This is a genomic window from Streptomyces sp. NPDC104581, assembly GCF_055583685.1.
The window spans coordinates 114,451-125,986 of sequence record NZ_JBVJNN010000008.1; the positions used below are offsets into that span (position 1 = coordinate 114,451).

The 11,536-nt window shown below is 70.9% G+C and carries 12 protein-coding genes; 6 read left to right on the top strand and 6 right to left on the bottom strand.

Going from position 1 to position 11,536, the window contains the following annotated elements:
* Window positions 1-203 precede the first annotated feature (203 nt).
* Window positions 204-1,214, top strand: a complete 1,011-nt coding sequence (locus ACZ61E_RS09755; protein WP_469699021.1) for an acyl-CoA desaturase — start codon at window positions 204-206, stop codon at window positions 1,212-1,214.
* Window positions 1,211-1,906 (top strand): TetR family transcriptional regulator, encoded by a 696-nt coding sequence (locus ACZ61E_RS09760; protein WP_469699022.1) that lies wholly within the window; start codon window positions 1,211-1,213, stop codon window positions 1,904-1,906. Before ACZ61E_RS09755 ends, ACZ61E_RS09760 begins: the two co-directional genes overlap by 4 nt.
* A gap of 115 nt (window positions 1,907-2,021) precedes the next feature.
* Here the strand turns inward: ACZ61E_RS09760 and ACZ61E_RS09765 are convergent, their stop codons facing one another.
* Window positions 2,022-2,879, bottom strand: a complete 858-nt coding sequence (locus ACZ61E_RS09765) for a trans-aconitate 2-methyltransferase (RefSeq protein WP_469699023.1) — start codon at window positions 2,877-2,879, stop codon at window positions 2,022-2,024.
* A gap of 131 nt (window positions 2,880-3,010) precedes the next feature.
* Between ACZ61E_RS09765 and tamR the strand changes: the two genes are divergently transcribed.
* Window positions 3,011-3,508: a MarR family transcriptional regulator TamR gene (gene tamR, locus ACZ61E_RS09770; protein ID WP_023541172.1), complete on the top strand. Its 498-nt coding sequence runs from the start codon at window positions 3,011-3,013 to the stop codon at window positions 3,506-3,508.
* Between the two features lie 169 nt (window positions 3,509-3,677).
* On the opposite strand, the gene ACZ61E_RS09775 is transcribed toward tamR, so the two are convergent.
* The gene (locus ACZ61E_RS09775) at window positions 3,678-4,448 is read right to left on the bottom strand and encodes a LuxR C-terminal-related transcriptional regulator (protein WP_469699024.1); all 771 of its coding nucleotides are present in this window, start codon (window positions 4,446-4,448) and stop codon (window positions 3,678-3,680) included.
* 256 nt (window positions 4,449-4,704) lie between these two features.
* Here ACZ61E_RS09775 and ACZ61E_RS09780 point away from each other — a divergent pair, with 256 nt between their 5' ends.
* On the top strand, window positions 4,705-5,148 hold the full coding sequence (locus ACZ61E_RS09780) for a GNAT family N-acetyltransferase (protein WP_469699025.1): 444 nt from the start codon (window positions 4,705-4,707) through the stop codon (window positions 5,146-5,148).
* 8 nt (window positions 5,149-5,156) lie between these two features.
* Here ACZ61E_RS09780 and galK read toward each other — a convergent pair whose 3' ends face one another.
* Genes galK through galT form a run of 3 tightly spaced genes read right to left on the bottom strand, consistent with a single transcriptional unit; the run spans window position 5,157 to window position 8,322 of the window.
* Window positions 5,157-6,314, bottom strand: a complete 1,158-nt coding sequence (galK, locus tag ACZ61E_RS09785; protein WP_469699026.1) for a galactokinase — start codon at window positions 6,312-6,314, stop codon at window positions 5,157-5,159.
* On the bottom strand, window positions 6,311-7,279 hold the full coding sequence (gene galE / locus ACZ61E_RS09790; RefSeq protein ID WP_469699027.1) for a UDP-glucose 4-epimerase GalE: 969 nt from the start codon (window positions 7,277-7,279) through the stop codon (window positions 6,311-6,313). Before galE ends, galK begins: the two co-directional genes overlap by 4 nt.
* Window positions 7,276-8,322, bottom strand: coding sequence for a galactose-1-phosphate uridylyltransferase (gene galT, locus ACZ61E_RS09795; protein WP_469699028.1), 1,047 nt, complete (start codon window positions 8,320-8,322; stop codon window positions 7,276-7,278). The genes galE and galT overlap by 4 nt, the downstream gene beginning before the upstream one ends.
* Window positions 8,323-8,540: 218 nt before the next feature.
* Between galT and ACZ61E_RS09800 the strand changes: the two genes are divergently transcribed.
* Window positions 8,541-10,223, top strand: coding sequence for a sodium:solute symporter family protein (locus ACZ61E_RS09800; protein ID WP_469699029.1), 1,683 nt, complete (start codon window positions 8,541-8,543; stop codon window positions 10,221-10,223).
* A 20-nt stretch (window positions 10,224-10,243) separates the two neighbouring features.
* Window positions 10,244-10,549, top strand: coding sequence for a hypothetical protein (locus ACZ61E_RS09805; protein ID WP_469699030.1), 306 nt, complete (start codon window positions 10,244-10,246; stop codon window positions 10,547-10,549).
* A 74-nt stretch (window positions 10,550-10,623) separates the two neighbouring features.
* Here the strand turns inward: ACZ61E_RS09805 and ACZ61E_RS09810 are convergent, their stop codons facing one another.
* Entirely contained in the window at window positions 10,624-11,292 is a 669-nt protein-coding gene (locus ACZ61E_RS09810) for a helix-turn-helix transcriptional regulator (RefSeq protein WP_469699031.1), read from the bottom strand.
* Window positions 11,293-11,536: the final 244 nt, after the last annotated feature.

Sequence of the window (11,536 nt, forward strand, 5' to 3'; positions counted from 1 at the left end):
CGAGCACGTCGGGAGGAGAAGGTTCTGGAGAGATTGTTCGACCGGACCGCGCTGTCCGACGTCACAAGGATAGGTGTCCTTTGCGCGTCGTTATCCACAGGCCCCTTGTCGCGTGCCTCTTCGCTGCCATACTTACGTTGCCGTAGGTTACGCGCCCGTAGACGGGCAGATTGCCGCATTCCACACCTCCAGGGGACACACCCATGTCGACAAGCCCTGACGTTCTCGGCGACTCCTCACAGGCTCAGCCTGCGCCGGACGGTTCCTCCGCTCCCCCCACCCCGCCCACCTCCTCCGCCACGCTCGGCGGGGAGAACAAGCGTTCGCTGGAGCAGATCACGCTGCTCCTCTTCATCGTCGTGCCCTTCATCGCCCTGGTCGGCGCCGTTCCGCTGGTCTGGGGCTGGGGGGTGAGCTGGCTCGATCTGGGTCTGCTCGTGGCGATGTACTTCATCGGCTGCCATGGCATCACGGTCGGCTTCCACCGGTATTTCACGCACGGCTCGTTCAAGGCGAAGCGCCCGCTCAGGATCGCGCTGGCCGTGGCGGGGTCGATGGCCGTGGAGGGGCCGGTGGTCCGCTGGGTCGCCGATCACCGCAAGCACCACAAGTTCTCGGACGCGGAGGGCGACCCGCACTCGCCGTGGCGGTTCGGCGAGACGCTGCCCGCCCTGATGAAGGGGCTGTGGTGGGCGCACATCGGCTGGCTCTTCGACGAGGAGCAGACTCCGCAGCAGAAGTACGCGCCGGATCTGATCAGGGATCCGGCGATCCGGCGGGTCTCGCGGCAGTTCCTGCTGTGGGCGTTCGTGTCGCTGGCGATCCCGCCGCTGGTCGGCGGGCTGGTGACGATGTCGTGGTGGGGCGCGTTCACGGCGTTCTTCTGGGGCTCGCTGGTACGGGTGGCGCTGCTGCACCACGTGACGTGGTCGATCAACTCGATCTGTCACGCGGTGGGCAAGCGGCCGTTCAAGTCCCGTGACCGGTCAGGCAATGTGTGGTGGCTGGCGGTCTTGTCCTGTGGAGAGTCATGGCACAACCTGCACCATGCGGACCCGACGAGCGCCCGGCACGGTGTGCTGCGAGGTCAGATCGACTCCAGCGCCCGGCTGATCCGGTGGTTCGAGGCGTTCGGCTGGGTGCACAGCGTGCGCTGGCCCGACGCCGCCCGGCTGGACGCCCGGCGGAAAATTGACCATCCCAACGCGGCATGATTGGCGACGTGGCGATCGACGGCGGTAAGAGGGACACCGAAAAGAGCCGGACCCCGAGCGCGCCCGCCCGGCGCTCCCGCCGGGTGCGGATGACCGGTAAGGAGCGTCGCGAGCAACTGCTGGACATCGGCCGCACCCTGTTCGCCGAGAAGGGTTACGAGGGCACGTCGGTGGAGGAGATCGCCTCGAAGGCGGGCGTCTCCAAGCCGGTGGTCTACGAGCACTTCGGCGGCAAGGAGGGCCTGTACGCGGTCGTGGTCGACCGCGAGATGCGCCAGCTGCTCGACATGGTGACGAGTTCCCTGACGGCGGGCCATCCGCGGGAGCTGTGCGAGCAGGCGGCGTTCGCGCTCCTCGACTACATCGAGGAGTACACGGACGGTTTCCGCATCCTGGTCCGCGATTCGCCGGTGGCGCAGTCGACGGGCACGTTCGCCTCGCTGATCAGCGACATCGCCACGCAGGTCGAGGACATCCTCGGCATGGAGTTCAAGGCGCGCGGCTTCGACCCGAAGCTCGCCCCGCTGTACGCGCACGCCCTGGTGGGCATGGTGGCGCTGACGGGGCAGTGGTGGGTGGACACCCGCCGCCCGAAGAAGAACGAGGTGGCGGCGCACCTGGTCAATCTGGCCTGGCACGGGCTGGGCAATCTGGAGGCCAAGCCGCGGCTGATAGGACACCGCAAGGTGTGAGGCCGGAGCCGGGGTCCGGCCACCGGGGCGCCGGAGCGCTCCGGCGGATCGGCCCCCGCCCTCCTCGGCCACCCTCGGGTCCGTCCGTCCGGCCGGCCGCCGGCACCGGAGCCGGTCAGGCGCGCTTTCTCGCCACCGCGAAGATCCGGCGGAACGGGAACACCGTGCCGTGCGGGCCGGGCGGATACGCCTCGCGGAGCAGGTCGCCGTACTCGCCGAGGAATTCCGCCGCCGCCTCCGGGTCGTCGGCGAGTTCGGTGAGGACGGGCCGCAGCGCGGTGCCCTTGACCCAGTCGAGCACCGGGTCCTCGCCGGAGAGCAGCTGGAGGTACGTGGTCTCCCACGCGTCCGCCGTGCAGCCCAGCTCCGTGAGGCGCAGCAGGTAGTCGGCCGGGTCCAGGATGTGTACGAAGCGCCGCCCGTGGCTGTCGAGGCGGCGGCTCCAGCGCGGGGTCTCGCACAGCTCCCCGAGGAGCGCGTGGCTGGGGGCGGTGAAGTTGCCGGGGACCTGGAAGGCGAAGGTGCCGCCGGGGGTGAGGCCTTCGATCCAGCGCGGAAAGGACTCGGCGTGGTCGGGGACCCACTGGAGCGCGGCGTTGGAGACGATCAGGTCGTACGGCTCGTCGGGGGTCCAGTGCGCGGCGTCGGCGGGCCGGAAGTCCAGCAGGCCGCCGCCGGGGGTGGGGCCGGCGTACTCCTTCTCGGCCCGTTCCAGCATCGCGGGGGAGAGGTCGAAGCCGGTGATGTGCGCCGTGGGCCACCGTTCGGCGAGGAGCGCCGTGACATTGCCGGGGCCGCAGCCGATGTCCGCTATCCGGGCGGGCCGGTTCCCGGTGGGCAGCTCGGGGATCCGGCCCAGCAGATCCAGGAACGGGCGGGTGCGGTGCACGGAGTGGTGGAGGTACTGCTGCGGGTCCCAGGTCGGTGCGGAGGTGGATGCCGGGGTGGGTGCCGGAGTCGCTGCCGAATGCATGTACGAAGTCCCCTCGGGATACGGAGCGGACGGGCGGATTCCCGTCCGCGCCCGACCATGCCCAAGCCTGCACACAAGTATATCTTGACGTCAAGAGACTTCATGTCGACAGACCCTTTACACTGATCGCCATGGAGGACGAGGTCGACCGTCTGGTCGCAGCATGGCGCCGGGAGCGACCGGACCTCGACGTGGAGCCACTCGAGGTGCTCAGCCGCGTCAGCAGGCTGGCGCGCCATCTCGACCGGGCCCGGCGCCTCGCGTTCTCCGAGCACAATCTGGAGCCGTGGGAGTTCGACGTGCTGACCTCGCTGCGGCGGGCCGGCGCTCCGTACCAGCTCTCCCCCGGTCAGCTGCTGACCCAGACCCTGGTGACGTCCGGCACGATGACCAACCGCATCGACCGGCTCGCGAAGAAGGACCTGGTCGAGCGGCTGCCCGACCCCAGCGACCGGCGCGGGGTCCTCGTACGGCTCACCCCCGAGGGGCGCGACCGCGCCGACCAGGCGCTGGCCGGGCTGCTCGCCCAGGAGCGCGCGATCCTCGCGGAGCTGTCACGCGGCCAGCGCGGCGAACTGGCGGCGCTGCTGCGCCGGTTGACCGCGCCGTTCGACAACATCCCGGGCTGACACCGCCGCACGACACCCTCACCCCGAACGCACCCGCCCCCGCGCCGCGCGGCCCGTCACAAGACGCCCGCCCGAGCCCGGCCACACCGCCCGCCGAGCCGGACTTCGCGGGCCGTGCCCCGTCGCACGGAACGCGGGAGGCCGCAGTCGGCGTCCCCGGGAACAGGCCCTAGCCCACCCGTACCGCGTCGGTGTCGCCCAGGTCGGCCGGGCCCACTCCCGCGCGGCGGGCCAGTGCCACGGCCGCCAGTGTCGAGTGGACGCCGAGCTTGCCCAGCACGTTCTGCATGTGCGTACGGACCGTGTGCGGGGACAGGAAGAGGCGCTCGGCCACCGCCTTGCGGCCCAGGCCCGCCACCATGCAGCGCAGGACCTCCAGCTCGCGCGGTGTCAGCGAGTCGACCAGCCGCTCGCTGTCCGTGCGGTGCTTGCGCGCGGCGGTCAGCTCCCGCAGGACGCTCGTGAGCAGCGCGGGCGGCAGATGCGTCTCGTCCCGCAGGACGCCCCTGATCACCGCCAGCAGCCGCTGGAGCGAGCAGTCCTTGGCGACCCAGCCGGACGCGCCCGCCTGGAGCGCGAGTGCCGCGCGGCCCGGGTCGTCCTTCTCCGCGAGGACCACGCAGCGCACGGACGGCTGTCCCGAACGGACGCCCGCGACCAGCGAGATCCCGTCGACGAGCCCGAGACCCGCCTCGCCGCTGTCGGGTACGGCGCGGGCCACCGGACCGCCGCCCGCACCCGCGGCGATGCCCAGATCGGCGTCGACCAGCATCACGTCGTACGCGCGCCCCTCCGTCGCCGCCCGTTCGAGACAGCGCAGCGCGGCGGGACCGCTGCCGGCGGCCGCGACGTCCACGTCGGGCTCCGCCGCGAGGGCGGCTGCCAGTGACTCGGCGAATATGCGGTGGTCGTCCACCACGAGAACCCTGATACGCACCAATTGACACCCCCAGATGTCGGGGCGCGGACGACGCGGGTACGGCGCCCGGTGGGGTGAGTTCGCGTCACGTGGACACTGGTGCCGCCACGGCCGCCGCCGTGCGGCTGCCCACCCACCCCGGGCGTCGTACCCGACTGTCTCGCTTCCCTGATCAGCACCGGCCCCCACCGGTGCTGTGCATCAGGGTACGGGCGGTCGCCGGGAGCGGAAGACTATTTGCAGAACTGATCGGCGACGTCTGGTTAGTGTGGGACGCATGTTCCGTCTGGAGACCGAAGTCGACAACGAGCGAAGGGCGTTGCTGCTGGAGCGGATGCGGGACACCAACACGGCCCGCTCCCCCGTCCTGCGCGAACTGCGGGGGTCCGCCGACGACGAGGAGTTCCCGCTGCACGTGTGGCTGGTGGACGAGTCGGCGGGCACGCTGGCGGGCGGTCTCGCCGCCCATGTGTGGGCGCGCTGGCTCCATGTCGATCTGCTGTGGATCGACGAGACCCACCGCGGCACCGGCCTCGGCTCGCGCCTGCTGATGGAGGCGGAGGACCTGGCCCGCGCCCGTGGCTGCACGCACGCGCGCCTGGAGACCTGGGACTTCCAGGCGCCGGCGTTCTACCGACGGCAGGGGTACGACCTGGCGGGCCACGTCCCGGACTACCCGCCCGGCGTCACGGAGTTCCTCTTCATCAAGCGTCTGGTCTGACCGGCTCCTCAGCCGACCCGGCGCGCCCCCCGCGACGGGACCGCCGGGAAGACCCGGGGCGCCGTGTGACCGGCCGCCGCGAACGCCTCCAGGACCGCCTTCGTCACCGTGTCCGCGTCCGCCGTCTCGACCAGGACGATCGCCGAGCCGCCGAAGCCGCCGCCCGTCATCCGCGCGCCGAGCGCGCCCGCCGCCACCGCCGACGACACCACCAGGTCCAGTTCCGCGCACGAGACCCGCAGGTCGTCGCGGAGCGAGACATGGCCCTCGACCAGGACCGGCCCGACCGACCGGACGTCGCCCGCGTCGAGCAGGCCGATGACCCGCTCCACCCGGTGGTTGTCGCTCACGACATGCCGGACGCAGCGGCGTACCTTCTCCTCCTCGTCCGCCAGCTTCTCCAGTGCCGCGGGCAGACGCGCGTACTCGACTTCACGCAGCGTGCGCACGCCGAGCGCCCGCGCGCCCGTCTCGCAGCCGGCGCGCCGCTCCGCGTACGCGCCGTCGCCCAGGGAGTGCTTCACCCGGGTGTCGACGACCAGCAGTTCGAGCCCGACGGCGGCGAGGTCGAAGGGGACCTGGCGCTGTGAGAGGTCGCGGGTGTCGAGGTACAGCGCGTGCCCGTCGGTGCAGCAGGCGGAGGCCATCTGGTCCATGACGCCGCAGGGGACACCGACGAAGACGTTCTCGGCGCGCTGGGCGAGGACCGCCAACTCGGGTGCCGGGAGGCCGAGTCCGTAGAGTTCGTCGAGGGCGAGCGCGGTCACGACCTCCAGCGCCGCCGACGAGGAGAGTCCCGCGCCCGTGGGCACGGTCGACGCGAGATGGATGTCGGCGCCGGGTATCTCGTGGCCCGCCTCGCGCAGCGCCCAGACGACGCCCGCCGGGTACGCGGCCCATCCGGTGTCCGAGCGCGGCACCAGTTCGTCGACGGCGAGCCGCACCACCCCGCCGGGGACATCGGCGGAGTGCACGCGCAGCACGCCGTCCGTGCGCCGCGAGACCGCCGCGACGGCGGTGTGCGGCAGCGCGAGCGGCATCACGAAGCCGTCGTTGAAGTCGGTGTACTCACCGATGAGATTGACCCGGCCCGGCGCGGCCCACACACCCTCGGGCGCCGCGCCGTACAGCTCCTGGAACCCGTCGGCCACGCTCGGACCACTCACCCGTGTGTCTCCTCTCGGCGTGCGAACGCCCACGCGTCCGCGACGATCCCGGCCAGGTCGGCGCGGCTCGGGGCCCAGCCCAGTCGCTCGCGCGCCGTGGCGGCGGAGGCGACCAGGACCGCGGGGTCACCGGCACGGCGTGCTGCCGCGACCTCCGGCACCGGGTGCCCGGTGACGGTACGTGCGGTCTCGATGACCTCGCGGACGGAGAACCCGCTGCCGTTGCCGAGGTTGCAGATCAGGTGCTCCCCCTCGGCGGCGGCCGTCAGGGCGAGCAGATGGGCGTCGGCGAGGTCGGCGACATGGATGTAGTCGCGCACACAGGTGCCGTCCGGGGTCGGGTAGTCCTCGCCGTACACGGAGATCGACTCCCGTGCGCCGAGGGCGACTTGCAGGACGAGCGGGATCAGGTGCGACTCCGGGTCGTGGCGCTCGCCGTAACCGCCGTACGCGCCCGCGACGTTGAAGTACCGCAGGGAGACCGCGGCGAGCCCGTGCGCCGCGCACTCCCCGCCGATCATGTGGTCGACGGCGAGCTTGGTGGCGCCGTAGGGGCTGGTCGGCGCGGTCGGATCGGTCTCGGTGATCGGGGTGGAGACGGGCTCTCCGTACGTCGCGGCCGTCGAGGAGAAGACGAGCTTGCGCACGCCCGCCGCGCGCATGGCCTCCAGCAGCGCCATCGAGCCGCCGACGTTGTTGTCCCAGTACTTCTCGGGCCTGGCGACGGACTCGCCGACCTGCGAGGACGCGGCGAAGTGCAGGACCGCGTCGTAGGACGGGTCGAGCCACTTGACCGCGTCGTGGACCCGGCCCTCGATGAACTCGGCGCCCGCGGGGACGGCTTCCCGGAAGCCGGTGGAGAGGTCGTCGAGGACGGTCACCTCGCGCCCGGCCTCCAGCAGATGCGCGGCGACCACGCTGCCGACATACCCCGCGCCGCCCGTCACCAGATACTTGCCACTCACGCGCTCGCTACCTCTCGCAGTCGCTCGGCCGCGGTCTCCGGCGGCACGTCGTTGATGAAGACGTCCATTCCGGACTCGGATCCCGCGAGGAACTTCAGCTTGCCCGACGTCCGGCGGATGGTGAAAAGTTCCAGGTGGAGTGCGAAGTCGTGGCGCCCCGGTTGGCGGAACGGCGCCTGGTGCCAGGCGGAGATGTACGGCGTCGGCGGTTCGTCCGCGCCGAAGATCCGGTCGAAGCGCCGCAGCAGTTCCAGATAGACGGCGGGGAACTCGGCGCGGGCCGCCTCGTCGAGGCCCCGCAGGTCCGGCACCCGGCGCAGCGGGTAGAGGTGCACCTCGTACGGCCAGTGCGCCGCGTACGGCACGAACGCCACCCAGTGCTCACCCGTGAGGACCACCCGTCCGCCGGCCCGCTCGCGTTCCAGGACGTCGTCGAAGAGGTTGCCCCCGGTGGCGGCGCGGTGCTCGGCGACCGATCGGGACATCCGTTCGGTTCGGGGGGTGACGAAGGGGTACGCGTAGATCTGCCCGTGCGGATGCCCGAGGGTCACGCCGATCTCGGGGCCGCGGTTCTCGAAGCAGAACACCTGCTCCACCTGCGGGAGTTCGGCCAGTTCGGCGGTGCGGTCGGTCCACGCGTCGAGGACGAGACGGGCCTGTCGCCCGGTGAGATCGGCGAAGGAGGCACCGTGGTCGGAGGTGAAGCAGACGACTTCGCAGCGTCCGGAGTCCCCGGCGAGGGAGGGGAAGCGGTTCTCGAAGACGACCACGTCGTAGTCGCTGTCGGGGATCTCGCTGAGCCGTCCCGCGGCGGTGTCGGTGGGGCAGAGCGGGCACTCGCCGGCCGGCGGGTGGTAGGTGCGGCCCTGGCGGTGCGAGGCGACGGCGACCGCGTCGCCGAGCAGCGGATCGCGGCGGATCGCGGAGGCGGTGGAGATCGGTTCGAGTGGCCGCCGGTCGACGGCGTCTCGTACGGCGTCGTCGCGGGAGTCGTAGTAGATCAACTCCCGGCCGTCGGCGAGCGACGTCACCGTCTTCTTCATCGTCTTCTTCCTCCGGCCGCACCCGAGCCCGCACTCAAACAGAACTAAACATAACTAACCACGAGCCAACACCCACGTCAACGCCTGCGGCACTCGATCACGATCAAACAAAGAACACCATTGAAAGTGTTCATTTTCGTTAGTAGGAGGCGTAAGTTCCGACGGAGCCATTGCACGCTCCACCGACGAAACGTTCACGCGACGAAGCGGGTACCCCCATGCAGTCCCCCACGTACTATCTGGCCGAAGGACTTCGGCTCCCCACGAACGGCCTCGACTACGCGATCCTGGCGATCTACTTCATCGTGGTCCTCGGCATCGGATTCGCGGCCCGGGCGAGTGTCAAGACCAGCCTCGACTTCTTCCTCTCCGGCAGATCACTGCCCGCCTGGGTCACCGGCCTGGCGTTCGTCGCCGCCAACCTGGGCGCGACCGAGATCCTGGGCATGGCCGCGACCGGCGCCCAGTACGGCGTGGCCGTCGTCCACTGGTACTGGATCGGCGCCATCCCCGCCATGGTCTTCCTCGGCCTGGTGATGATGCCCTTCTACTACGGCTCCAAGGTGCGGTCGGTCCCCGAGTTCCTGCTCCAGCGCTTCGACAAGTCGGCGCACCTGCTCAGCTCGGTCCTCTTCGCCTTCGCCGCCATCCTCATCGCGGGCGTCAACCTCTACGCCCTGTCGATCGTGGTCGAGGCGCTGCTCGGCTGGCCCCAGTGGGTCTCGATCGTCGTCGCCGGGTTCTTCGTCCTCGCGTACATCACGGTCGGCGGCCTCTCCTCGGCGATCTACAACGAGGTGCTCCAGTTCTTCGTCATCCTCGCCGCGCTCATCCCGCTGACCGTCCTCGGCCTCAAGCGGGTCGGCGGCTGGGACGGTCTCACCGACTCGCTCACCGCGAGCAAGGGGGAGAACTTCCTGAGCGCCTGGGGCGGTACGGGCATCGGCGACGCCAACCCGCTCGGCGCCAACTGGCTGACGATCATCCTCGGCCTCGGCTTCGTGCTCTCCTTCGGCTACTGGACGACCAACTTCGCCGAGGTGCAGCGCGCGCTCTCCGCGAAGAACCTCTCCGCCGCCAAGCGCACCCCGCTGATCGCCGCGTTCCCGAAGATCTTCATCGTCTTCGCGGTGATGATCCCGGGCCTGGTGGCCGCCGTGATCGTGCCGAAGATAGGCACGGCGGGCTCGGACCTCACGTACAACGACGCGATACCGCTGCTGATGCAGGAGCTGCTCCCCAACGGGGTGCTCGGGCTCGCCGTCACGGGTCTGATGGCCGCCTTCATGGCCGGCATGGCGGCGAACGTGTCGTCGTTCAACACCGTCTTCACCACCGACATCTGGCAGCGGTACGTCGTCAAGGACCGGGAGGACACGTACTACCTGCGCTTCGGACGGCTGATCACCGCGATCGGTGTGCTGGCGTCCGTCGGCACGGCCTTCATCGCCGCCAGCTTCTCCAACATCATGAGCTACCTCCAGACCTTGTTCTCCTTCTTCAACGTGCCGATGTTCGTGGTCTTCATCATCGGCATGTTCTGGAAGCGCGCCTCGATGAAGTCCGGTGCCTGGGGCCTGGTCGCCGGTACGACGGCCGCGATGGTCAACTACTTCTGGATCTACAAGCAGGGCGTCATCGACATACCCAGCGACCAGGGCGCCAACTTCGTCTCCGCGATCGTCGGCTTCGTCGCCGGCGCGGTCGTGATGGTCGCCGTCACGCTGTTCACCGCGCCGAAGCCGGAGGCCGAACTCGCGGGCCTGGTCTACGGGACGACATCGCCCGGCATGGCGGAACCGCCGGCCGAGGGCGACGACGCCTGGTACCGCAAGCCCGCCCTGCTCGGCTGGGGTGCGATCGTCCTCGCCGCGGCCTGCTACATCCCGTACTCGTTCTGACCGAAACGGAGGCACACATCATGTCCGACCTGCACAAAGAAGTCTCCGAACTGGAGGGCAGGTCCGCCACGGCGGCCCGCCTGTTCGACATCCGGCTCATCATCGGCGGTCTGTTCACGCTGTACGGGGTGATCGTCACCGTCGCCGGTGTCCTCGTCTCCGACGCGGACATGGAGAAGGCCGAGGGCGTCAACATCAACCTCTGGACGGGGCTGGCGATGCTGGCACTCGGCCTGTTCTTCCTGGGCTGGATGAAGCTGCGCCCGACGGAGATACCGCCGCCTGCCGCGGAGGACGAGCCCGGCGCGCCCGACGCCGGGAAGTAGCGCCGCCGCGCGGCTCGCCGCCGCGCCCGGCCCGGTCGCCGGTCCGGCCGCCCACCCGGCGGCCGGACCGGCGATCACTCGTTCATGGCCCGGTCCAGCAGCCCCGTCCGCGCGGCCAGCGCCGCCGCCTCCAGCCGGGAGCCCACCCCCAGCTTCATCAGCACCCGCTGCACATGGGTACGGGCGGTGCTCGGCGCGATCCCCATCCCCGCGGCGATCAGCCGGGTGTCCTCCCCCTCGGCGACCCGCACCAGCACCTCGATCTCGCGCGGTGTGAGCATCCGCAGCAGCCGCTGCCCCTCGTCGTCCGGCTGCGCCACCGGATTCAGCAGTTCCGTGAACGCCCCCTGCAACAGCCCCGGCGCCACGGCCGCGTCGCCCGCCCGCGCCTTCACGATGGCCCGTTCGACGCCCTCGATGCGCTCGTCCTGCCGTACGTACCCGCACGCCCCGGCCGCGAAGGCGGCGGCGATACCGCGCGGACTGGGCACCGGCCCCAGGACCACGACCGCCACCTGCGGGCGGTCGCGCCGGATCCGTACGATCGGGTCGAAGGCACCGGGGCCGGCCGGTGCCGCCGTCCCCATCAGGCACACCTCGGGCGCCCGGCTCACGACCAGTTCGGCGGCGCCGGCCGTGGGCGCGGCGGCGGCGAGCACCCGGTGCCCGCGCAGTTTCAGGGCCGAGGCGAGCGCCTCGGCGAGCAGTCGGTGGTCGTCAATCACCATGAGCCGTATGCCCATCGAGCAGTCCCATCCCCCCAGGCACAAGGGCCCCCCGGCCCTCCTGACCCGGCAAGCTACACGCTCGGCCGGGACCGCGCGCCCCCATACGGGTAAGAAGACGCCCACTTGTCGAATTCGCCGCGTTCAGGCGCGAACGCGAGCGGGGGGGGGGGGGGGGGGGGGGGGTGGGGGTGGGGGGGGGGGGGGGCGGGGGGGGGGGGGGGGGGGGCGGTCACTCGGTCGCCTGCGCCCGCTCTGTTTG